Annotated in this window: 19 protein-coding genes and 1 pseudogene; 15 read left to right on the forward strand and 5 right to left on the reverse strand. The window is 72.3% G+C overall.

The genetic code is table 11. The features are described from left to right. Positions 1–1,847 precede the first annotated feature (1,847 nt). Positions 1,848–2,468: pseudogene (locus ACQP00_RS36420) on the reverse strand (hypothetical protein); the annotation flags it as partial. Between the two features lie 17 nt (positions 2,469–2,485). Next, the gene (locus ACQP00_RS36425; protein ID WP_433204707.1) at positions 2,486–3,493 is read right to left on the reverse strand and encodes a hypothetical protein; all 1,008 of its coding nucleotides are present in this window, start codon (positions 3,491–3,493) and stop codon (positions 2,486–2,488) included. A gap of 130 nt (positions 3,494–3,623) precedes the next feature. Between ACQP00_RS36425 and ACQP00_RS36430 the strand changes: the two genes are divergently transcribed. The 11 genes from ACQP00_RS36430 to ACQP00_RS36480 all read left to right on the forward strand — a co-directional run bounded on the left by ACQP00_RS36430 (position 3,624) and on the right by ACQP00_RS36480 (position 11,413). Further along, positions 3,624–4,163 (forward strand): CDP-alcohol phosphatidyltransferase family protein, encoded by a 540-nt coding sequence (locus ACQP00_RS36430; RefSeq protein WP_433224114.1) that lies wholly within the window; start codon positions 3,624–3,626, stop codon positions 4,161–4,163. Next, complete coding sequence (locus ACQP00_RS36435) at positions 4,160–5,005, forward strand: DUF881 domain-containing protein (RefSeq protein ID WP_433204710.1); 846 nt, start codon at positions 4,160–4,162, stop codon at positions 5,003–5,005. The genes ACQP00_RS36430 and ACQP00_RS36435 overlap by 4 nt, the downstream gene beginning before the upstream one ends. Beyond that, entirely contained in the window at positions 5,002–5,334 is a 333-nt protein-coding gene (locus tag ACQP00_RS36440; RefSeq protein WP_433204713.1) for a small basic family protein, read from the forward strand. Before ACQP00_RS36435 ends, ACQP00_RS36440 begins: the two co-directional genes overlap by 4 nt. Positions 5,335–5,337: 3 nt before the next feature. Continuing rightward, on the forward strand, positions 5,338–6,030 hold the full coding sequence (locus tag ACQP00_RS36445; protein ID WP_433204716.1) for a DUF881 domain-containing protein: 693 nt from the start codon (positions 5,338–5,340) through the stop codon (positions 6,028–6,030). Between the two features lie 34 nt (positions 6,031–6,064). Next, on the forward strand, positions 6,065–6,445 hold the full coding sequence (gene gcvH, locus ACQP00_RS36450) for a glycine cleavage system protein GcvH (RefSeq protein ID WP_433204718.1): 381 nt from the start codon (positions 6,065–6,067) through the stop codon (positions 6,443–6,445). A gap of 144 nt (positions 6,446–6,589) precedes the next feature. Continuing rightward, positions 6,590–7,030 carry an oxoglutarate dehydrogenase inhibitor Odhl gene (odhI, locus tag ACQP00_RS36455; RefSeq protein WP_350613525.1) on the forward strand — a complete coding sequence of 147 codons (441 nt, stop codon included), beginning with the start codon at positions 6,590–6,592 and terminating at the stop codon, positions 7,028–7,030. Between the two features lie 76 nt (positions 7,031–7,106). After that, entirely contained in the window at positions 7,107–7,754 is a 648-nt protein-coding gene (ftsR, locus tag ACQP00_RS36460) for a transcriptional regulator FtsR (protein WP_433224116.1), read from the forward strand. A gap of 160 nt (positions 7,755–7,914) precedes the next feature. Continuing rightward, entirely contained in the window at positions 7,915–8,379 is a 465-nt protein-coding gene (locus tag ACQP00_RS36465; protein ID WP_223093836.1) for a bifunctional nuclease family protein, read from the forward strand. A 425-nt stretch (positions 8,380–8,804) separates the two neighbouring features. After that, the gene (locus tag ACQP00_RS36470) at positions 8,805–9,425 is read left to right on the forward strand and encodes a MerR family transcriptional regulator (RefSeq protein ID WP_433204721.1); all 621 of its coding nucleotides are present in this window, start codon (positions 8,805–8,807) and stop codon (positions 9,423–9,425) included. A gap of 139 nt (positions 9,426–9,564) precedes the next feature. After that, positions 9,565–10,785: a DJ-1/PfpI family protein gene (locus tag ACQP00_RS36475; RefSeq protein ID WP_433204724.1), complete on the forward strand. Its 1,221-nt coding sequence runs from the start codon at positions 9,565–9,567 to the stop codon at positions 10,783–10,785. A gap of 10 nt (positions 10,786–10,795) precedes the next feature. Beyond that, complete coding sequence (locus tag ACQP00_RS36480) at positions 10,796–11,413, forward strand: DUF2461 domain-containing protein (RefSeq protein ID WP_433204727.1); 618 nt, start codon at positions 10,796–10,798, stop codon at positions 11,411–11,413. Here the strand turns inward: ACQP00_RS36480 and ACQP00_RS36485 are convergent. Together ACQP00_RS36485 and ACQP00_RS36490 are read right to left on the reverse strand one after the other, a co-directional pair. Then, positions 11,410–12,864: a glycosyltransferase family 4 protein gene (locus tag ACQP00_RS36485; protein WP_433204730.1), complete on the reverse strand. Its 1,455-nt coding sequence runs from the start codon at positions 12,862–12,864 to the stop codon at positions 11,410–11,412. The two genes, ACQP00_RS36480 and ACQP00_RS36485, sit on opposite strands and share 4 nt — an antisense overlap. Positions 12,865–12,889: 25 nt before the next feature. Then, a complete protein-coding gene (locus tag ACQP00_RS36490; protein ID WP_433204733.1) occupies positions 12,890–14,887 on the reverse strand; it encodes an amylo-alpha-1,6-glucosidase in 1,998 nt (665 codons plus the stop codon). Positions 14,888–15,129: 242 nt separating this feature from the next. Between ACQP00_RS36490 and glgX the strand changes: the two genes are divergently transcribed. From glgX to treZ, 3 genes are read left to right on the forward strand one after another with little or no spacing between them, the layout of a single operon-like run. Then, positions 15,130–17,235 (forward strand): glycogen debranching protein GlgX, encoded by a 2,106-nt coding sequence (glgX, locus tag ACQP00_RS36495; RefSeq protein WP_433204736.1) that lies wholly within the window; start codon positions 15,130–15,132, stop codon positions 17,233–17,235. After that, positions 17,232–19,427: a malto-oligosyltrehalose synthase gene (treY, locus tag ACQP00_RS36500; protein WP_433204739.1), complete on the forward strand. Its 2,196-nt coding sequence runs from the start codon at positions 17,232–17,234 to the stop codon at positions 19,425–19,427. Before glgX ends, treY begins: the two co-directional genes overlap by 4 nt. A gap of 9 nt (positions 19,428–19,436) precedes the next feature. Further along, positions 19,437–21,137 (forward strand): malto-oligosyltrehalose trehalohydrolase, encoded by a 1,701-nt coding sequence (treZ, locus tag ACQP00_RS36505; protein WP_433204742.1) that lies wholly within the window; start codon positions 19,437–19,439, stop codon positions 21,135–21,137. A gap of 26 nt (positions 21,138–21,163) precedes the next feature. Here treZ and ACQP00_RS36510 read toward each other — a convergent pair whose 3' ends face one another. Then, positions 21,164–22,381 carry an NAD(P)/FAD-dependent oxidoreductase gene (locus ACQP00_RS36510; RefSeq protein WP_433204745.1) on the reverse strand — a complete coding sequence of 406 codons (1,218 nt, stop codon included), beginning with the start codon at positions 22,379–22,381 and terminating at the stop codon, positions 21,164–21,166. A 47-nt stretch (positions 22,382–22,428) separates the two neighbouring features. On the opposite strand from ACQP00_RS36510, the gene ACQP00_RS36515 reads away from it, so the two are divergent. Beyond that, positions 22,429–23,025: a TetR/AcrR family transcriptional regulator gene (locus ACQP00_RS36515; protein WP_433204748.1), complete on the forward strand. Its 597-nt coding sequence runs from the start codon at positions 22,429–22,431 to the stop codon at positions 23,023–23,025. The last annotated feature ends 173 nt before the right edge of the window (positions 23,026–23,198 follow it).

Below are 23,198 nucleotides of genomic sequence, written 5' to 3' on the forward strand. Positions count from 1 at the left end.
GAAAGGGAACCCAGCAGCGGCAGGGCCGGATAGGGCGCCCGTGCGGCCCCCTCGGTGAACCAGCGCGGCGGGGCGGCGTGCAGGGCAAGGAACAGCTGCCGCTCCACCACGGCGTGCAGCGCCGCCGTGAAGTCCGCCGGGGACAGGTCCGCGGCCGCGAGGCGGTGCGGCAGCCACTCGTGCAGCATCTGGGCGACCAGCGGGCGGTGGTGCAGCGCCTCGAAGGCGAGCGCGGCGTAGCAGGCGTCGCCCGGGTCGGCGAGCTTGGCGGAGAGGTCGGCGGCCAGCAGCGGGCTCGTGCCGTACACGTGGATCTGGGAGGCGAGCAGGACGATCCGGCGCAGGATCAGGTCGGCGGTGAGGAACTCGCCGAAGGTGTTGTGCAGGAACTCGAACGAGGCCGCCGCGCCGCGCGAGGAGTCGTCGGGGTCGCCGGAGCGGCTGCGGGACTCGTGGATGAAGAAGAAGCTGCCCAGCAGCGTGTCGGCCGGGCTCAGCGTGGCGCCCTCGGCCCGGTGCAGGGAGCCGTGGTACGCGAGGTCGGCGCCCAGGTCGGCCCGGCTGATGTGCACGGCGCGGCGGTTGAACATGCCCAGCGCGGCCAGGCCGAGGCGGTCCAGCTCCCGGTCGAGCGCGGCCCGGCGCTCGGCGGCGGCGGCGGCGGACCAGGCCGCGGCGGCCGCGTCGCCCTTCGTCAGTTCGCGTTCGATGAACCGGGACAGCAGGCTGTGGTACAGCGACGTGCGATCGAGCGCCGCATCGCCGAGCTGGTTGGCCTGCGAGTCGTAGATGGCCAGCAGCAGCAGGAGCAGCGGCTGCCCGGCCAGGTCGCGCACGCCCGGGTCGGCCGGCGGGGTGAACGGGCGCACGCCGGTGCGCTCGTAGTAGCCGGCGTTGAGGGCGTTCCAGTCCCGGGCCCAGGTGCGCTGCCGGTCGGGGTCGAACTCGGCCAGCTGCAGCACGGTGGTGCCGGCCGGGACGGCGGCCTTGTCGATGAGCGTGACGCGGCTGGTGACGAGGACCCGCACCGGGCGGTCGAGGGCCAGCTCGCGGCGCTGGAAGGCGTGCACCTGCTGCAGGTAGTCGGCGAAGACCTGGCCGTTGGACTGCAGCAGCTCGTCGTAGCCGTCGAGGATGACGAGCATCGGCTGCCCGGCGAGGGCCCGGCCCAGTTCGGCCCAGTTGACGGCCCGGCCGGAGTCGAGCCGGATCTGCTCCTCGATCTGCGTCTGCACGGGCGTGCCGGGGGTGACGTCGCGCAGCTTGAGCCGCACGACGTGGTACCCGCCGGCCGGGAGCCGGGCCGCGAGCACCTCGGTGAGCAGCGACTTGCCGGAGCCGGGGTGGCCGAGCACGAGCAGCGGGGCGGTGATGCTGAAGGGCGAGTCGAGCGCCCGCACCACCGCCGCGGCCACGTCGTCGCGGTGCGGGAGGGCCGCCCACAGCCGCTCGTCCTCCAGGCTGATCCGCCCGGCGGGGTAGCACAGCTCGCGGTAGGCCTGCGGGACGAACGCGTCGATGCGGGCCGGGTAGCGCAGGGCCGCCTCGCCGGGCCGGGGCACGAACGCGTCGACGATGACCGGTTCGGCCGCCTGCCGCTCGTGGGCGAGGGCGAGCGCGGCGACGACGTCGGCGACGGCCTCCGGGACCGCCCCGGCGGGTGCGAGCGCGGCGGCCAGGCGGTGCAGGCCGACGTCGACGCCCTCGACGGCGGCGAGGACCCGGCCGAGCCGCGAGTCGATGGCGGCGGTCTCCTCGACCACGAGCGCCTGGGTCTTGGCGTGCTCGTACGCGGCGGCCCAGGTGAAGAAGTCGTGGCTGGCGAGCATGAGGTCGAGGTACTGCGCGTAGTAGTGCCGCATCGCCAGGTCGGGCAGTGCGCCGCAGCCGGCCAGGAACTGCTCGCGCTGCCACTCGGTCCACGCCGGCCAGGCGGCGCTCTCCCGCACCCGGGCGGCGAGGCGGGAACGCATCCCGGTGTACATCGCCCGCCGCTGCTCGTCCTCGTCGGCGAACCGCGCGGCCGGGTGTGGCAGCGAGACCGGGGGCAGCCCGGCGTACGTCTCCTCGCCGGTCAGGGGCCGGCCGCCCGCGCCCCGGGTGACGAGCGCGTCGCCGACCTCGGCCGCGCGCAGCAGCTCGCCGAGCTCCTCGTCGGCCGCCGCCCAGAACGCCGTGTGGGTGATGAGCAGGTGCGCGGCCGCGAGCGACTCGGACCGGTCGAGGAAGCCCTCGCCGCGCCGCGCGAAACGCCGGGCCAGGTCGCCGGCCAGCCGCACCACGTCGCTCTTCAGATCGAACAGGCTCAGCAGTGGTACCGCCAGCTGCCCCAGCACCACCGGCGACAGCGCGAGGCTCGCGGTGATCAGTCCGTCCGCCGCGGCCAGCAGCGCCGGGGGCTCGTCGGCGACCATCCGGCGGACGTCCGCGTACGTGATCGCGGTGACCGACTTCGATCTGGGAGGCATCCGCCGAACCTATCGGGTCAGGGGCGGCAGCGGGCCGAGTTCGGTTCGACCATGAGCAGCGAGGAGTCCACCGCCTCGAAGTCGCTGCCCTTCAACGTCTTGAGGGCGTCGAGCTGGGTGTTGCTCCACTTCGGGTCGTCGGTGCCGGAGAAGTACCAGGGCGAGCCGTTGTCGGCCAGGATCGCGCCGTAGGTCTTCAGGGCCTGCGCGACCGCCCGGGCCTGCGGCGGGAACTTCGCGATGTCGACCGAGGCCTTGAGCCGGAAGCGGGCGCCCATCGGCGGCAGGGCCGCGTCCGCCGAGTCGCTGGCGGCGTGGCGGGCGGGCCAGATGTAGGACTTGCGGGTCTTCGGGGCGGTGAAGCGGATCGCGTGGTCGACCTTCCCGGCCGCGGCCTCCTCCGCGCGGGGCAGGCCCGGCAGGATCGGCAGGCCGGCCGCGTCGGCCGAGGTCCAGCCGGCCTTGCGCAGGGCGTTGCCGCGCAGGTCGTACACGGCGCCGGAGCCCGCCTTCCAGGTGCCGTCGGCGTTCGGGTGGGCGTCGTAGAGCTCGTACGCCTTGCAGCCGGCCGGGTCGTGCAGGATCACGTGCCGGTCGCCGTCCGCGTTCGCGCCGCCCTCGACCTTGGCGTTCTTCGGGACCGGGTAGGGGCCGGGGTCGCTCTCGTCGGCGTAGGTGAACGTGACCTTCACCTTGGCCTGGCCGGCCGGGATCGTCGTCACCGGGATGCCGTAGCCGTTGCCGAAGTCCGGGTGCGTCTTCGTCGTCGCGCCGATGCTGGCGACCCAGGCGGCGGAGTCGCGGCTGACCGGCAGCTTGGAGACATCGGCGTGCCACACGTTGTCGGCGGGGAAGATCGTGCACGGAGCGGCCTTCGACGAAGAGGGCGAGGGCGACTGCGGGGCCGCGCCCAACCCACCCTCCGCGACGGGTAGAGCCGAAGGAACAGTGGCGGTGGGAGGAGCGGCCGAATGCGAGCAACCCGCCAGTACCAATGCCAGAAACACGGCAATCGTCCGCCTCATGCCGCGGGACGCTACCCGGCCCGGGCTGAGCGCCTCCACCAGGTCACCCGGGAGGGCTGTTAGCATTCCCGGCGTGGCAGACCGGGCCGGTCTCGGGCCGGTGCTCACCGTCCCGAACCTCATCAGCTTCATGCGCCTGCTCGGCGTGCCGTTGTTCCTGTACCTCTTTCTGGCCACCGACGCCACCGGCTGGGCGGTCGCCGTGCTCGTCATCGGCGGGCTCAGCGACTGGGTCGACGGGTTCGCGGCGCGGCGGCTCAAGCAGGTCAGCCGGCTCGGTGAGCTGCTGGACCCGCTCGCCGACCGGCTGTACATCCTGGCCACCCTGTTCGCGCTGACCTTCAAGGACGTCGTGCCCTGGTGGTTCACCATCGCGCTGATCGCCCGCGAGGCCGTGATGGTGCTGGTCCTGGTCGTGCTGCGGGTGCTCGGGCACGGGCCGCCGCCGGTGCACTACGTCGGCAAGACCGCGACCGCCGTGCTGCTCATGGGCTTCCCGATGATGCTGCTGGCGCACTTCGCCGAGTCGACCCGCTCCTGGTCGGCGCCGAGCGGCTGGGCGCTGCTGTGGTGGGGCATCGTGCTGTACTGGGTCGCCGCGGTGTTCTACGTCATCCAGGCCACGGTGCACGTCCGCGCGGGGCGGGCGGCGGCCGTCCGCCCGTCGTGACCTCGCCGCGCCGCGACGACCTGCTCGGCGAGCTGTTCCGCAACCCGCTCGACCCCGGCTACGCGGCCGCCGCCGCCCGCCGCGGTGACGCTCCCCCGCCGAGGTCGGGCCGGTGGCTCACGGCCGCCGCGATGCTCGCCATCGGATTCCTCCTGGCCGTCGCGTACCACCAGGTGGTGCAGGCCGCGCCCGGCACAACGAAGGCCCGCGACGACCTCGTCGCCGACGTGCGGGCCCGCCAGCAGGCCGCCGACGACCTGCAGCGGCGCGCCGCCGAGCTGCGGGCCCAGGTGGATCAGGCCCGCGACGACGCGCTCGCCGACAGTGACAGCGCGGCCCGGCTGCGCGACCTCGCCGCCGGCACGGGCACCGGGAAGGTGACCGGGGACGGGGTCGCGGTCCGCATCGTCGACGCGCCGGCGCAGGTGGACCCGGTCACCGGGCGTACCCAGGCGGAGAATCTGGGTCTGGTTCTCGACCGGGACCTGCAGGACATCGCCAACGGGCTGTGGGAGGCGGGCGCCGAGGCCGTCGCGGTCAACGGGCAGCGGCTCACCGCCACCGGCACGATCCGGGCCGCGGGCGGGGTGATCCTCGTCGACTTCCGGCCGGTCACCAGCCCCTATGAGGTGACCGCGATCGGGCCGCCGGACCTCGCCGGCACGTTCGGGGACTCGGCGACGGCGAAGCGGTTCAAGCGCTACGTCGAGGAATATCGCATGCAGTTCAGCGTCAAGAAGCGCGCGAACCTGACCCTGGCCGGGGCCGCCGAGCCGCCGTTGAAGTACGCCAGTCCAGTACCTGTCCCGTCGTCGAGCCCCTCTGGAGGTCCCACCCGATGATCGCCGTGATCGCCCTGGCCATCGGGGTTGCGGCCGGTGTCTTCCTCGAGCCCTCCGTGCCGCTCGGGCTGCAGCCGTACCTGCCGATCGCCGTCGTGGCCGCGCTCGACGCCGTGTTCGGCGGGGTCCGGGCCCGGCTCGACGGGATCTTCGACGACAAGCAGTTCGTCGTCTCGTTCGTGTCGAACGTGCTGGTCGCGGCGCTGATCGTGTACCTCGGCGACAAGCTCGGGGTCGGCGGGCAGCTCTCCACCGGGGTGGTGGTCGTGCTCGGCGTGCGGATCTTCGGCAACGTGGCGGCCATCCGCCGGCACCTGTTCCGGGCCTGAGCCGTGGGCAGGTCCGCGAACCTCGTCATCGCCGTGCTGCTGGCCCTGCTCGGGTTCGCCGTCGCGGTGCAGTTCAAGGCCAACGGTACCGACGGCGAGCTGTCCTCGGCGCGGCCCGAGGACCTGGTGCGCATCCTCTCCGACCTCGACGCCCAGCAGGACCGGCTGCGCGGCGAGATCGGCGACCTCGAGGACACCCAGCGGCAGCTCGACTCGGGCGCGCAGGGGCGCGACGCGGCCCTGGCCGAGGCCCGCAAACGCGCCGACGAGCTGGGCATTCTCGCCGGGACGATCGCCGCCGAGGGTCCCGGTCTGCAGATCGACCTCACGGCGGGGTCCGAGGCAATAAAATCCGAAACCGTGCTCGACGCGATCGAGGAGCTGCGCGGGGCCGGGGCCGAGGCGATGCAGATCGGCGGGGCCGGCGGACCCGCGGTGCGCATCGTCGCGTCGACGTACTTCGTGGACGCCCCGGCGGGGGGCCGGCTCGTGGTCGACGGGACGACGATCGCCGCGCCGTATACGATCACCGTCATCGGGGGCCCGGACACCATGCGGACGGCGCTGAACATCCCGGGAGGGGTCGTGGACAGCGTCCGCCAGCACGGCGGTACGGTCTCTGTGCGCGAAATGGATCCTGTGCGCGTGAGCGCGTTGCACAATGCCGGTGCGCTCAAGTACGCCAAGCCCGCCTGAACAGTGCCACCGACCGACCGACGAAGGACTTGACGTGATTCCCGAGGATCTGCGGTACACCGCCGAACACGAATGGCTCGCGCCCGCCGGCGAGGGCACCTTCCGGGTCGGCATCACCCACTACGCGCAGGACTCGCTGGGCGACATCGTCTTCGTCCAGCTGCCCGAGGCCGGCGCCGCGTTCGACAGCGGCGGCTCGCTCGGCGAGGTCGAGTCGACCAAGAGCGTCTCGGAGATCTACGCCCCCGTCGCCGGTCGGGTCACGGCCGTGAACCCGGCGCTGGAGGGCTCACCCGAACTCATCAACACCGATCCGTACGGCGAGGGCTGGCTGGTGGAGATCGAGGCCACCGACCCGGCCGCCGTCGACGGGCTGCTGGACGCCAAGGCCTACGAGGCGCTCACCGCCGCCTGATTGCTCGTTTTTGTAGTACGCCCGTACCGCGCGTCCGGTTGACCGGCGATTTCGCGCGTGACTAGGCTCGCTCAGTCAACCGTATGCGCGTACCGGCTTCCGATGCATCCGGCTGACCCCGACATACGACCGTGAGGTGGTTCGATGACGCGCCCAGACGACGAGTTTCCCCCGCTCGACGTCACGTCCACGCTCAACCTTGGCGCCATTGAGGATGCCATCGAGGGGCCGGACAACGACATGGTGCCCACCCGCATGTCGGGTTCCCTGCCACCGGGCACGGCCCTGCTCGCGGTGCGCCGCGGCCCGAACGCGGGCGCGCGCTTCCTGCTCGATCACGACGTGACCACGAGCGGGCGGCACCCGGACAGCGACATCTTCCTCGACGACGTGACGGTCTCGCGCCGCCACGCCGAGTTCCACCGCGAGGGCGGCACCTTCACCGTCCGCGACGTCGGCAGCCTCAACGGCACCTACGTCAACCGCGAACGGGTCGAGGCGGCCACGCTGAGCAACGGCGACGAGGTCCAGATCGGCAAGTTCCGCCTCGTGTTCGTCGCAGGACCGCGCCCCGACGAGAGCTGAGGCGATGACGGCGTCGGCGGCCGCCTGGAACAACAACCCCACCCCGGGTGACGACCTCACCCGGGGTGAGCGTCTCATGAGCATCGGCGAGGTCCTCGCGCACCTGCGCGGCGACTTCCCCGACGTCACCATCTCCAAGCTGCGGTTCCTGGAGACCGAGGGCCTGGTCGAGCCGCGCCGCACGCCGGCCGGCTACCGCAAGTACACGTGGACCGACGTGGCCCGGCTCCGCTACGTGCTCACCGCCCAGCGCGACCAGTACCTGCCGCTGCGGGTGATCCGCGAGCACCTGGCCACGATGCGTGAGCCGCTCACCGAGGTTTCCTCGTCGGTACCGTCCGAAGCCCCGACCGAGCTCCGCCTGACCCGCGACGAGCTGCTCAACAAGTCCGGGGTGGACGAGGCGCTCCTGCGGGCCCTCGAGGACCACGGCCTGCTCAAGTCCCGGCCCGGCGCCGGGTTCGACGCCGACGCCCTCGAAGTGGCCAGCGCCGCCGCGCGCCTCGCCGAATACGGCGTGGAGCCCCGCCACCTGCGCGCCTACCGCGCCGCCGCCGACCGCGAGATCGGCCTGTTCAGCCAGCTCGTCACCCCGCTGACCCGCCAGAACGGCCCGGCGGGACGGGCCCGGGCGGCCGACACGGTGCACGAGCTCGCGGCGCTGACGCAGCGGGTGCATGCCGCGCTGGTACGGGCCGGCCTGCGCGAAATCCTCGGCAAGTAGCCCCCCATCGGGGCAAAAATTGGGTGAACGGGACGTTTCCGGCACCACGGATCCCGGGCGATCTTCACCACTCGGCACATCACAGCGGCATCGCGAGTGGCACGACTGCGGTGGAGTCCGTGTAACGTGCAGGGAGAGGCAAGTCGACACGGAGGCGGCAGTGCGAGAGCTGAATGTGGTCGGAGTTCGCGTGGAGCTGCCAACCAATCAGCCCATCGTGTTGCTCAAGGAGGTCGACGGCGACCGCTACCTGCCGATCTGGATCGGTGCGGTAGAGGCCACCGCGATCGCCTACGAGCAGCAGGGCGTCAAGCCGGCCCGACCCCTGACCCACGACCTGATGCGCGACATGCTCGCGGCCTTGAAGGCGCCCCTGCACGCCGTCGAGATCGTCGAGATGCGCGACAACATCTTCTACGCCGAACTCGTCATCGGCGACAACGTGCGGGTCTCCGCCCGGCCGAGCGACTCGATCGCCCTGGCCCTGCGGGTGGGAGCCCCGATTCGCTGCGCCGACCAGGTGCTGACCGAGGCCGCCATCGTCATTCCCGACGAGCAGGAGGACGAGGTCGAGAAGTTCCGCGAGTTCCTGGAGCAGGTCCGCCCGGAGGACTTCGCGGGCTGACCGCGCTCGTACGGCCCTTGCCGCAGTCCCTGCGGTTCGCAGGTCCCCTGCGGTTCGTGCAGCTCCACTTCGATCGAGGCCAGGCCCCCAGGCGGGTGCCTGGCCTCGCTTCCGGTGGGCGACGGGTGAGCGCGGATGAGCGACGGGCCCGCCGGGAGGTAACAAATCGGGCACACGCCCGTGTGACACCCCCCGAAACGCCTGCGCAGTTCGGTGAAGACGCTTGCCTTCCGGGATCCGGCAGGTAGCGTCGTGGACGGGTCACCGCAGCGCCGGCCGACCGTCGCCGACGGTGAACGCGACGCGGCGGATGGACGCGCGCAAGGTTTCGCACACTGACACGCGGCGTGTCGCGGCGTTACCTCCCCGCAGACCCTCAAGGTGCGCTATAGGGTTGCGGGTGTTGACGCTGGAGGTGGGTCGCAATGCAACAGCCGCCCGATCCCGGGATACCCGGTCATGCCACTGAGCACGCCCAGGTGACCCCGCCCATGGATCACCGCAGCGTCGCGGACGCCGAGGACGTCGGCTACCGCGGTCCCACCGCCTGCCACGCCGCCGGCATCAGCTACCGCCAGCTCGACTACTGGGCCCGCACCGGCCTCGTCGTCCCCTCCGTGCGCGACGCGAGCGGCTCGGGCAGCCAGCGCCTGTACTCCTTCCGCGACATCGTCGTGCTCAAGGTCGTCAAGCGCCTCCTCGACGCCGGCGTCTCCCTGCAGAACATCCGCAAGGCCATCGACACCCTGCGCTCCCGCGGCGTCGCCGACCTGGCCGGCATCACCCTCATCTCCGACGGCACCACCGTCTACGAGTGCCGCTCCCCCGAAGAGGTCGTCGACCTCCTCCAGGGCGGCCAGGGCGTCTTCGGCATCGCCATCTCCGGCGCCTTCAAGGAGATCGAGGGCACCCTGTCCCACCTCCCCGCCGAGGCCGCCACGACCGGCGAGGAACTCCCCGCCCCACCGGCGACCGGCAACGCCGGCGAACCGTTCCCGGCCGGCGACGAGCTCGCCATGCGCCGCGCCCGGCGCCGCGCAGGCTGACCACCACCACCGCACAGCTCCGACCGCGACCCGCCGGCCCCAGGCCGGCGGGTCGCGCTCTTTCCGCGGACCGGCTGTGGCACGAAAGGTGGGGAGGACGTCGTTGCTGCCGCCGGAGAACGCGACCAGGATCGACGGCGTGGCAGCACAACGCGTGGTGATCGCGATCTTCGAGGGCGTGCAGAGCCTCGACGTCACCGGCCCGCTCGAGGTGCTGGCCGGCGCCAACGCGGCGGCCGGCAGCGAGCAGTACCGAGTCTGGATCGCCAGCATCGACGGGCGACCCGTGCGCACGTCCAGCGGCCTGCAGATCCTCCCCGACGGCGAGCTGGCTGCGGCCGGGCCCGCCGACCTGCTCATCGTGCCCGGCGGCGACGGCACCCGCACGACCGATCCGAGGCTCGTCGCATGGCTGCGCGAGCACGGACCCGAAGCGAAGCGCCTCGCCGCCGTCTGCACCGGCGCGTTCCTGCTGGCCGAGGCCGGTCTCCTCGACGGCCGTCAGGTCACCACGCACTGGGACAAGTGCGCCACCCTCGCACGCCGGTTCCCGAGCGTCTGCGTCGACGCGGAGCCGATCTTCGTACGGGACGGCAACATCTGGACGTCCGCCGGGGTCACCGCCGGCATCGACCTCGCGCTCGCCCTGGTCGAAGAGGACCACGGGCGCGACGTCGCGCTCGGCATCGCCCGGCACCTCGTGATGTTCCTGCGCCGCCCGGGCGGGCAGCGCCTCGTCCTGTACCCCCGGATGACCGCCCTGGACATCATCGGACCCTACGAGGTGCTGTCCCGCCTGCCGGGCGTGTCGATCACCTTTGTCGGTTCCGGTCCGGATGCGGTCTCCGCCGACACCGGCCTGCTGTCGCTCGGTCCGAAGACTGATTTCTCCGCGGCCGCCCCGCCCGACGTGGTGGTCGTCCCCGGCGGCCCCGACGTCGCGGCCCAGCTCGCCGACGCCGAGCTGCGAGCATGGCTGCGAAGCGTCGACGAACACGCGACGTGGATGGCGTCGGTGTGCACCGGCTCGCTCATCCTCGCCGCCGCCGGGCTCCTGCGCGGGCGGCAAGCGACCTCGCACTGGCTCGTCGCCGACCGGCTGCGCGAGTTCGGGGCCGAGCCGTCGCCCGACCGGGTGGTCATCGACGGCAGGTACGCGACCGCGGCCGGCGTCTCCGCCGGCATCGACCTGGGACTCACCCTGGCCGCGAGGATCGCCGGACCGCCGGTCGCGCAGGCGATCCAGCTGGCCGTCGAGTACGACCCGCAGCCCCCGTTCGACGCCGGCTCACCGCGATCGGCCCCGCCGGAGATCGTCGAGTACCTGCGCACCAACAGCCACGTCGTCGTCACGTCGTAAGCTCCAGGGCGTGACGTTCCAAGGCTGGCCGGTCGAGGCGCTCGAGTTCTACGACGGACTCGAGGCGGACAACTCGAAGACGTACTGGACCGCGCACAAGGCGACGTACGAGGACAAGGTCCGCGCCCCGATGACCGAGCTGCTCGCCGAGCTCGAGCCGGAGTTCGGCCCGGCCAAGATCTTCCGCCCGTACCGCGACGTGCGGTTCAGCGCCGACAAGTCCCCGTACAAGACGTCGTGCGCGGCGTCTTTCGAGCGCGGCGGCTATCTCCAGCTCACGGCCGAAGGTCTGGCGGCCGGGGCGGGCGCGTACATGATGGACGCGCCGCGCCTGGCCCGCTTCCGCCAGGCCGTCGCCGACGACTCCACCGGCATCCCACTCACCCGCATCATCGAGGAACTGGACGCGCACGGCTGGTCGGTCACGTCGCACGAGCAGCTCAAGACGGTCCCGCGCGGGTTCGACAAGGAGCATCCCCGCGCCGACCTGCTGCGGCACAAGGGCCTGATCGCCTGGCACCAGTTCCCGCTGAAGCCCTGGCTCGGCACCGCCAAGGCCCGCACCCACGTCCAGCAGTTCCTGCGCGGCTGCCGGCCACTCCAGGAATGGCTCGCAACCAACGCCTAACGGCGCTCGACCGCGGCCATCACCACGTCGAACGGCGCGGCCGCGGCACGAGCCGCGGCGTCCCGATCGGCGGCCTCGCGAGCCGCCGGCTCCGACCAGAACCCGCCTTCGGCGGCCAGCGCCGCCCGCGCGGCGTCGGCCCCCGCCTGCCAGGCGGCCTCCTCGGCCGCGGCCCGCACCAGGCTGGACGGCCGCTCCCCCACCGGCACCCGGGGCGGATCGGCCAGGAGGTTCCCCGGCGGCACGAACACGACGGGAAGCCCGCTGCCGAGCACCGTGGCCCGGCGGCGCGCCTCGAAGGCCGGCGCCTCGTCGACCGCGGCGCCGTACACGGCGGCGGTCCGCGCGGCGGTCGCGTGCCAGGAGTGCCGCTCCCGCGCCATCGCCCGGGCCCGGGTGGCCAGGGTCTGCGCGAACATCGGGTCCTGCAGCAGCGCCCCGACCGCGTCGGCCAGCCCGTCCGGGTCACCGGCCGGGAACCGGATGCCGGTCACCCCGTGCTCGACGATGGAGGCGAGCCCACCGGTAGAGGCCACCACGAGCGCCGCACCGGAAGCGGCGGCCTCGAGGGCCACGGTCCCGGTCGGCTCGTACCGGCTCGGCATCACGAAGGCGTCGGCGGCGGCCAGCACCGCGGCGAGCGTCGGCTGGTCGAGGGTGCCGGGGAAGGAGACGGCCCGGTGCAGCTTGAGCCGCCGCGCCTCCTCGATGAGGAACGGCCGGTAGGGCCCGTCGCCGGCGACGACCGCGCGGGTCCCGGGGTGCCGCTCGCGGATCGCCGGCATCGCCTCGAGGAGGTCCTGCACGCCCTTCTCCGCGACCAGCCGGCCCGCGTAGACCAGCAGCGGCCCCTCGCCGGCGAAGCGCAGCCGCGCCTGCAGCACGGCCCGCGGCTCGGCGGTCCAGATGTCCGGGTCGATCCCGCTCGGCACCACGTCGACGCGCTCGGCGGGCACGTCGAACAGGTGCTGGACCTCCCAGCGCAGGTACTCGGTCGGCACGATCACCCGGCACGCCTCGGAGCCCAGCCACCATTCGACGGAGTGCACGGACCGGCTCTGCTCGCCGGAGAGGTAGCCCTGGTGCCGGCCGGCCTCGGTGGTCTGCAGCGAGGCCACGAACGGGATGCCGAAGTGCTCCTTGAGGGTGACCGCGGCGTGCGTGACGAGCCAGCCGTGCGCGTGGATCACGTCGTAGCCCTCGGCGGGCGCGGTGCGGATCGCCGCGTCGGCGAGGAGGTGATTGACCGCCATGGTGTCGCCGAGGTCGACGTCACCGCCCGCCGAGACGAAGGGGGCGGCCCGCACGACCCGGACACCGCCGGACGCCACCGGCGAACCGTGCCGCGTCACGACGGTGATGTCGTGGCCCGCGGCGACCAGGGCAGCCGCGAGCGAGGCCGTTCGTCCGTCACTCGAAGGGAAGTCCCAGGCGATCATCAATACGCGCATAGCGGATACCTCTCGTCGCCGACTGTCACCGTAGCGCGTTCCGTCGCTTCCGCGGACCGGCTTCGCGGGCCAATTTCACTTTTCCCGATGGTGCCGGGCGTGCAGCTTGCACATTGCAGTTTTGCCTGATCACGGTGCGGGCGTGCAGCAGTGCGGCGACGGAGCGGGCCGAGAACGGCGCGCCTGTCGGGCGGTACGGCGCGTCACCCTCCGCGATCTCGCTGACCGAGCCGAGGCCGCACTCACCCAAATGTCCCTCGATCGCGACGGGTAGCGCGTCCACCGGCCGGCCGGCGGCACACAACGCGTCGACGTACGGCCCCAGCCACCACGGCCACACCGTTCCCTGGTGATATGCCGTGTCCCGGGCGACAACGCCGCCCCGGTGGGCACCAAGGTACCCGTATTCACCCGGCGCAAGCGTGCGGAGTCCCACCGGCGTGAGCAGGCTCTCCCCGACGGCCCGCAGCACGTCGTCGCGCAGGCGGGTCTCGTCGGCGGCCGGGGCGTACGGAAGGCTGAACGCGAGCAGCTGGTTGGGCCGCAGCACCGAGTCGTCGTGCACGCCGGAGCCGCCCTTGGGGTAGGGCGCGGGCCCCGCGTCGACCACGTCGTAGAGCCAGCCGTCGGGGGCCCGGAAGCGCTTGACGAACTGGGCCCGGACCGCGTCGCGGCGGCTGTGCACGACCGAGGCGTCGCGGCCACACCGCTCGCGCAGCGCCGCGACGGCGCCGAGGGCGTTGGCCCACAAGGCGTTGAGCTCGACCGGCTTGCCGTCGCGCGGGGTCACCGGGCCGCGCGGCAGCCGGGTGTTCATCCACGTGAGGCCGGCGTGCGCGGCGTCGAGGGCGAGCAGGCCGTCGAGCGGGTCGACGCTCACGCCGTCGCGGGTGCCTTTCGTGTACGCCACGATCACCCCCTCCACCGCCGCCAGCAGCTCCGCGGCCAGGTCGTCGTCGCCGGTGTGCGCGATGTGCCGGTCGACGGCGTGCACGTACCAGAGCGGCCCGTCGCAGTCCCCCAGGCCCTCGCCGCGCATGCGGGTGGCGAGGCCGGCGTGCGCGCGCAGCAGCCGGGCACCCTCGGCGGCCCGTCCGGTGTGCAGGAAGAGGCCCTCGTAGGCGGTCATCGTGTCGCGCAGGTAACTGCCGAACCACGGGTAGCCGGCGATCACGTCCGGCGTGCCGTCCCGGTCGACGATGAAGGCGTCGGCGGCGAGGGTGAGCAGGCGCTCGGCCGCGGTCTTGGCCCCGGCCTGGCGGATCAGCTTGCGGGCCCGGCGGCGGGCCGCCTCGACGATCGCCGGGCCGTCGGGCAGCGGGGTCTCGTCGGCGACGTCGGAGCGGGCGGTCACCGTGAGCGTCTCGCCGGCGCGCAGGTCGGCGGCGAAGGTGCCGGCGGCCCAGAGGTCCTCGAGCGGGTTGAGCCCGCGGGCGGCCTCCTCGCGGTGGTAGGCGTCGAGGTACCACTCGCCGGTCGGCACGAACCCGGGCCCGTCGAGCCGGCACACGTCCTCGACGACCAGCTCGCCGTCGGTGGCGAACCGCTCGCCGTCGGCGTCGCGCCAGGTGCACAGCGCGCTCAGCGTGAGGCGGACCTGCGCGCCGGGGGGCGCCGCGACGAGGCGGTGCACGACGGCGACGGCATTGCGCCCGTGCGGCATCGCGACCTCACGCTCGAGGACGTATTCGCCGAATCGCCAGCGCCAGCGGGGTACACCATCGATGATTTCGAAGGACTCGAGGTGGTGGTGGCCCGCCGGATCGAGCGCGCCGGAGCCCCACTCGTGCACGGCGAGGCGGTGTTCGGCCCCGCCGGGCAGCCGCAGCACGGGGTCCAGGGCGGCCAGGGCGACCTGACGGGACGGGGTGACGAGCAGTGCGTGGTACCGGCGGGTGCGCAGCCCCGCGATCGTGCCGGTCGCGTATCCCCCGAGACCGTCGGTGATCAGCCATTCCGCTTCGAATCCCACCGGGGTGGTGCAGGCATGCGGGCCGAAGGTCATCACCGATCCGGGGGGCATGTGCCCAACTATGATCCGTTCCCCCTCGTTTCAAACGCACGCCACGGCTGAATTTGCCGGAGATTCATCCCGCGACCGTGTCGGAAATCCGACGCGCCGACGAGCACGATTCATTATTGGGCGGGCGGGGCATATGGCAGCCAGCTTCGCGCGTACCCGTGCGTGAACTTTCGACGCACGTAACACTGTGGCAACGAGGGCGCCGTTGAACTGCGGTGCCGAGCAAAAGGGCAGGAGCAAGCATGCAGGTCTGGCCGGGCAACCGGTACCCGTTGGGTGCGACCTACGACGGGCAGGGCACCAACTTCGCGATCTTCAGCGAGGTGGCCTCGTCGGTCGAGCTGTGCCTCTTCGACGACCACGACCACGAGGAGCGGATCAAGCTCGTCGAGGTCGACGCGTTCGTCTGGCACGCCTACCTGCCGGGGGTCGAGCCGGGACAGCGGTACGGATTCCGCGTCGACGGTCCCTACGACCCCGAGCGCGGACTGCGCTGCAACCCGAACAAGCTGCTGCTGGACCCCTACGCCAAGGCCATCGACGGCGACATCAACTGGGACCCGGCGGTGTACGGCTACGACTTCAACGACCCGGAGAGCATGTCGGAGGCCGACTCGGCGCCGTTCATGCCCAAGGCCGTCGTGGTGAACCCGTACTTCGACTGGGGCAACGACGCCGCGCCGCGCGTGCCGTACCACCACACCGTGGTCTACGAGGCCCACGTGCGCGGGCTCACGATGCGCCACCCGGACGTGCCCGAGGAGCTGCGCGGCACCTACGCCGGCATCGGCCACCCCGCGATCATCGAGCACCTCAAGCGCCTCGGCATCACCGCGGTGGAGCTGCTGCCGGTGCACCACTTCGTGCACGACCAGCGGCTGGTCGAGCTCGGCCTGTCGAACTACTGGGGCTACAACACGATCGGCTTCTTCGCCCCGTACCACGGCTACGCCCGCCGGCACCGCGGCCAGCAGGTGCAGGAGTTCCGCGGCATGGTCAAGGCCCTGCACGCGGCCGGCATCGAGGTCATCCTCGACGTCGTCTACAACCACACGGCCGAGGGCAACCACCTCGGGCCGACGCTGAGCTTCCGCGGCATCGACAACGGGCACTACTACAAGCTCGAGGACGACGACAACCGGTACTACACGGACTACACCGGCACCGGCAACAGCTTCAACGTGCGCAACCCGCACTCGCTGCAGCTGGTGATGGACTCCCTGCGGTACTGGGTGACGGAGATGCGCGTCGACGGCTTCCGCTTCGACCTCGCCTCAACCCTGGCCCGCGAGTTCTACGACGTCGACCGGCTCTCCACGTTCTTCGAGGTCGTGCAGCAGGACCCGGTGGTCAACCAGGTGAAGCTGATCGCCGAGCCGTGGGACGTCGGGCCCGGCGGCTACCAGGTCGGCAACTTCCCGCCGCTGTGGACGGAGTGGAACGGCCGCTTCCGCGACACGGTGCGCGACTTCTGGCGCGGGGAGCCCGCCACCCTGGGCGAGTTCGCGTCCCGGATCACCGGCTCGGCCGACCTGTACCAGGACGACGGGCGCCTGCCGTTCGCCAGCATCAACTTCGTCACGTGCCACGACGGGTTCACGCTCAACGACCTCGTCTCGTACAACGACAAGCACAACGAGGACAACACCGAGGACAACCGCGACGGGGAGAGCCACAACCGCTCCTGGAACTGCGGCGCGGAGGGCCCGACCGACGACCCGGCGATCAACTCGCTGCGGGCCAAGCAGCGGCGCAACTTCCTCACCACGCTGATGCTGTCGCAGGGCGTGCCGATGATCTGCGCCGGCGACGAGCTCGGGCGCAGCCAGGGCGGCAACAACAACGCGTACTGCCAGGACAACGAGATCAGCTGGGTCGACTGGGACAACGTCGACGAGCAGCTGCTCGCCTTCGCCCGCGGCCTCGCGCTGTTCCGGGAGCGGCACCGGGTGTTCCGCCGGCGCCGGTTCTTCACCGGCCGCCCGGTCGCGCGGGCCGAGGGCACCCCGATCCCGGACGTCGCCTGGTTCGCCACCGACGGGCGGGCGATGACCGAGGAGGACTGGGACAACCACTTCGGCAAGGCGCTGATGCTGTTCGTCAACGGCGAGAGCATCACCGAGCGGGGCTCGCACGGCGAGCGGCACGTCGACGACTCGTTCCTGCTGTGCTTCAACGCGCACTACGAGCCGCTCGAGTTCGTCGTGCCGTCGCAGGAGTACGGCAAGGAATGGGAACTGGTGATCGCCACCGCGACGGGCCCGGCCCGCGACGGCGTCAGCTACACCGCCGGCGGCACGATCACGGTTCCGGACCGCTCCCTGGTCGTGCTGGACCGCACGGTATGAGCATTCCCACGGGGACCTACCGGGTGCAGGTGCGCCCGGACTTCGACCTCGACACCACCGCCGGCATCGCGGGCTACCTGCGCGAGCTGGGCGCCAGCCACCTGTACTCCGCGCCGATCCTGGCCGCCACGCCGGGCTCGCCGCACGGGTACGACGTGGTCGACCCCCGCGTGGTGAACCCGGAGCTCGGCGGCGCACCCGCGCTGGACCGGCTGGTGGGAGCGCTCCGGCACGAGGGCCTCGGCCTGGTCGTCGACATCGTGCCGAACCACATGGGCCTGTTCCAGCCGGCGGCCAACCCGATGTGGTGGGACGTGCTGCGCAACGGGCGCGGCAGCGAGTACGCGGACTGGTTCGACATCGACTGGGACGCGGGCCCGCTGATCGTGCCCGTCCTCGGCTCCCCGTCGACGGACGACCTCAAGATCGAGGACGGCGAGCTCCGGTACTTCGAGCACCGCTTCCCGATCGCGGCCAGCACCGGCGACGGCAGCCCCCAGGAGGTCCACGAGCGGCAGCACTACCGGCTCGTGTACTGGCGGGAGGGCAACGAGCGGCTCAACTACCGCCGGTTCTTCGCCGTCACCGAGCTGGCCGGGGTGCGCCAGGAGGACCCGGCGGTCTTCGACGCCACGCACGCCGAGATCCTGCGCTGGGTCCGCGAGGGCCTCGCCGACGGCATCCGGGTCGACCACCCGGACGGCCTGCGCGACCCGGGCGGCTACCTGGCCCGGCTGCGCGAGCACGCGCCGGACGCGTGGCTGCTGGTCGAGAAGATCCTGGAGCGGGGCGAGCCGCTGCCGCCGTGGCCGGTCGACGGCACCACGGGCTACGAGGCCCTGGCGGAGGTGTGCGGCCTGTTCATCGACCCCGCTTTTTCGGAAATGCCGGAAAACTCGTGGGACGACGAGGCGTACGCGCAGAAACTGGATGTGACCAAGCGCTTGTTCGGCGCGGAACTCAACCGCCTCGCCCGCCTGGGCGGCGACAAGGCCGCGCTGTCCGAATTGGCGGCGAATTTCCGCGTGTATCGGACATACCTCCCATACGGCGTGGAGAACCTGGAAGCAGCGAACGCCGGCAGGCAGGACATCGACCGGCTCCGGGATCCGAACGACGAGCTCGCGCAGCGGTTCCAGCAGCTCACCGGGGCCGTGATGGCCAAGGGCGTCGAGGACACCGCGATGTACCGCTGGAACCGGCTCATCGCTTTGAACGAGGTCGGCGGCGATCCCAGCCGCGTCGGCGTCGAACCCGGCGAGTTCCACGCGGCCCAGATCCGCCGGCTGCGCGAATGGCCGAACACCATGACCACGCTGTCCACCCACGACACCAAGCGCGGCGAGGACGTGCGGGCGCGCCTGGCCGTCCTCAGCGAGATCCCCGCCGAGTGGGCCGCGGCCGTGCGGGACTGGCGCCGCACCGCGCCCCTGGACGACGACTCCTTCGAGGCGCTGTTCTGGCAGACCATCGTCGGAGCCTGGCCGATCGAGGAAGAGCGGCTGCGACGGTACTTCGAAAAAGCCGCCCGCGAGGCGAACCGCTCGACCTCCTGGGACGAGCCGGACGAGGCGTTCGAGGCGGCCGTGAACGCCAACCTGGAGCGGGTCTTCCACAACCCGGACCTGCGCCGCTCGGTGCAGGAGTTCGCGGCCCGGATCACCCCGGCAGGCTGGAGCAACGCGCTGGGCCAGAAGCTCGTGCAGCTGACGATGCCCGGCGTGCCGGACGTGTACCAGGGCACCGAGCTGTGGGAGAACTCCCTCGTCGACCCGGACAACCGCCGCCCCGTCGACTTCGCCGAGCGCCTCGACCTGCTCGCCGCGCTCGACGCCGCCGCCGCGGGCGGGCACCCGCTGCCGCCGGTCGACGTCTCCGGCGCGGCCAAGCTGCTCGTCGTCAGCCGCGCGCTGCGGCTGCGCCGGGACCGCCCCGAGCTGTTCGGCGGCTACACGCCCGTGAATGCGACCGGCCCGGCGGCCGGCCACGTCGTCGCGTTCGACCGGGGCGGGGCGCTGACCGTCGCCACCCGCCTGCCGGTCGGGCTCGCGGCCGCCGGCGGCTGGCGGGAGACGGAGCTGCAGCTCCCGCCGGGCGACTGGACCGACGTCCTCACCGGGCGCGGCGCCGCCTCCCCGGCCCTGGGCGACGTGCTCGCCTCGTACCCCGTCGCGCTGCTGGTGAAGGGCTGACCGACCGCCATGGAGTTTCGTGTCTGGGCGCCTTCCGCGCGCCGTGTCGTGCTGCACAGCGGTACCGCCGCCATCCCCATGACCGCCGACGGGCAGTGGTGGACGGCGCAGGACCCGTCGGCCGGCCACGGCACCGATTACGGCTTCGAGCTCGACGAGGACGACAAGGTCCTGCCCGACCCCCGGTCCCGCTGGCAGCCGGACGGGGTGCACGGCCGCAGCCGGGTGTACGACCACGACCGCCACGCCTGGGGCGACGCCGCCTGGACCGGCCGCCAGCTCGCCGGCAGCGTCATCTACGAGCTGCACGTCGGCACCTTCACCCCGGCCGGCACCTTCGACGGGGCGATCGAGCGGCTGCCGTACCTCAAGGACCTCGGCGTCGACCTGATCGAGCTGCTGCCGGTGAACACCTTCAACGGCGAGCACAACTGGGGCTACGACGGCGTCGGCTGGCACGCCGTGCAGGAGAGCTACGGCGGCCCCGACGGCCTGAAGCGCTTCGTCGACGCGGCCCACCAGGCCGGCCTGGGCGTCATCATCGACGCCGTCTACAACCACTTCGGCCCGTCCGGCGCCTACACCCCGCAGTTCGGCCCGTACCTCGCCACGGGCGCCAACACCTGGGGCCGCTCGCTCAACCTCGACGAGGCCGACAGCGGCGAGGTCCGCCGGTTCATCATCGACAGCGCCCTGCAGTGGCTGCGCGACTACCACTGCGACGGCCTGCGCCTGGACGCCGTGCACGCCCTGGTCGACCGCGGCGCCACCCACCTGCTGGAGGAGCTGGCGGCCGAGGTCGACGCCCTGTCGGCCGCGACCGGCCGCCCGCTGACCCTGATCGCCGAGTCCGACCTCAACGACCCGAAGCTGATCACGTCCCGCGAGGGCGGCGGCTACGGCCTGCACGCCCAGTGGGACGACGACGTCCACCACGCCCTGCACGCGATGCTGACCGGCGAGCGCCAGGGCTACTACGGCGACTTCGGCAGCCCGGAGTGCTTCAAGACGGTCTGGGAGTCCGCGTTCTTCCACGCCGACACCTGGTCGTCGTTCCGCCGCCGCGTCCACGGCCGCCCGGTCGACCGCGCGCGGATTCCCGGCTACCGTTTCGTGGTCTGCCTGCAGAACCACGACCAGATCGGCAACCGGGCGACCGGCGACCGGCTCACCGCCACGCTGTCGCCGGGCCTGCTGCGGGTCGGGGCCACGCTGCTGCTGACGTCCCCGTTCACGCCGATGCTCTTCATGGGCGAGGAGTTCGGCGCCCGCACCCCGTGGCAGTTCTTCACCAGCCACCCGGAACCGGCCCTGGCCGCCGCCGTGGCGAAGGGCCGCCGGGAGGAGTTCGCCGCCCACGGCTGGCCGGAGGGCGACGTGCCGGACCCGCAGAACCCGGAGACCTTCGTCCGCTCCCATCTCGACTGGGCCGGCCTGGACCAGGACATGCTGGCGCTGTACCGGCGCCTCATCGCCCTGCGCAAGTCGCTGCCCGACCTGTCCGACCCGCGCCTGGACCGCGTCCACGTGATCCACGACGACGGCGTCCTGCTGATCCGCCGCGGCGCGCACACCGTGGTGGCGAACCTGACCGCCGACCCGCGGACCGTGCCGCTGCGCTCGGAGTGCGTGCTGTTCGCCACCGACGAGGCGGTCCTGCTGCAGTCCGATCTCCTGACATTGCCTGGCGAGTCGGCGGCGGTGCTGTAGGGCGACGAAATGTCGGGCTTCGTGCCTCAGCCCGACATTTCGGACTTTTCGCCTGACGGGTGATATTTGCGAAAGGTCGGAATGCGGAGCGCCCGGCTTTTCGCAAATCCCCACAAAGCCGACAGTGGCGGCGTCAGCCCGGCGAGCACGCCCAGGAACCGGCTGACGTCCGCCGGATCCCGGGCGATCGCCGGGTACAGCCACGACCCGAACCGCTCCGGCCCGAACCCCGCCGCCCCGGTCGTCAGCCGGTACATCGCCCGCCGCTGCCGATCCCGCGACCGCTGGTAGCCGGCGAGCGCCCGGTCCAGCGGTGCACCCCCGCCGAGCCCCGCGACCAGCGCGGCCGCGAGCGCGTCGGCGTCGCGCAGGGCGTTGCCGATCCCCTGGCCGGTGATCGGGTCCATGACCAGCCCGGCGTCCCCGGCAAGGGCCCACCCCGGCCCGTACGGCACGCGGAACGTGTTCGGCAGGTCCACCGTCGCCCGCACCGGTTCACCCGCGGCCAGCCGGGCCCCGGCGAGCCGGTCGCCGAAGCTCGCCAGAAATCCGAGCTCCCGCACCTCGGCGAAGCGCTCCCGCGGCACCGACAGGAAGGCGACGGCGAGCCCGTCGTTGGTCGGCCACATCGACCGGAGCCCGCCCCGCCCCGGGTACACCTCGCCGCCCGTCAGCCCGAGCCCCTCGACGTACCCGTAGAAGGCCGCAGTCATCGCCGGCCGGACCCGATAGTCGCGAGCGCCGGCCAGCCGGGCCACCGTGGAGTGCTTCCCGTCCGCCCCGACGACCAGGCTCGCCGCGACCGACCGGGGCCCGCCCCGCTTGAACGCCCCGTCGATCCCGGCCACCCGCCCGCCGTCCCAGCGCAGCCCGGACACCCCGAACCCCTCCCAGACCTCGGCCCCCGCATCCCGGGCGGCGCCGACCAGCAGCGCGTCGAGCACCGTCCGGCGCGGGCTCAGCACCCCGTCCGCCCCCGGGTAGGCGCCCTCCAGCACGGCGGCCGGATGGGCGAATTTGGCTGTACGGACCATCGGCGCCCCCGCCGCCAGCAGCCCCTCCAGCAGCCCCCAGCGCCGCAGCAACGCCACCCCGGGCGGCTGCACCTGGTGCGTGGAGAGCGTGTCGCTCGGGAACCGCGCCCGGTCCACGGCAAGCACCCGCAGCCCCGCCCGCGCGAGCAGCAACGCCACCGCCGCCCCGGCCGGCCGCGCGCCGACCACGATCACGTCGTACCGCAGCATAGTTTTGATACACCGTAACGTAACACCGTCACGATATGCTGGCAAGCATGGGACGCCCCCGCGAACACGGCCCCGACACCCGCGCGGCCCTGCTGTCCGCCGCCGGCGACCTGGTCTACGCCGAGGGCCCGGCAGCAGTCTCGGTCCGCCGCGTCGCGGACGCGGTCGGCACCACCACCCGCGCGGTGTACAGCCTCTTCGGCGACAAGGACGGCCTCCTGCGCGCCCTGTCCCTGGACGTGGCCGAGACCATGCGCCGCCACCACGAGGCGGTCCCCGAGCTGCCCGACCCGCTGGACGAGCTGCCGCTGCTGATCGCCGGCTTCCGGTCCGCCGCCCGCGAGAAGCGCCAGCTCTACGACCTCTTCATGGCCCAGGTCCGAGCCGGCGCGGACCTCGACGATCCGGTGTTCCGCCTGGTGTACGCCAGCTTCGACCGCGTCCTGTCCACGATCCGCCGCTGCCTGGCTTTGGGCTTGTTCCCCGGCCGCGACGAGTTCACCGTCGGCCGCCTCTTGCTGGCCCTGGTCCACGGCCTGGCGTCTTTGGAGCTCCGCGGCATTCTGGGCGACGCTGAGACCGCCGGGGTTCTTTGGACGCAGGCCACCACCACTACTCTCGATGGCCTGCGCCGCCCTTTGTAGCGCTTTACCGCATTCCGCCGGACCGAGTTAGCGTGGTCCCGGCCAGACTCTGGTCAAGGTTGGTGGTCCAGACCGTAGAGGGACTGCCTGGTCCGTCGTGGTCATCATTCGGTGGTACAACTCAGAAATCGGTTTTTTTTAGGATTTCTCGCCTGGACCACCGAACGTCGACC

Origin of the sequence: Dactylosporangium sp. CS-047395 (genome assembly GCF_050942185.1) — a bacterium.
GTDB lineage: Bacteria > Actinomycetota > Actinomycetes > Mycobacteriales > Micromonosporaceae > Dactylosporangium.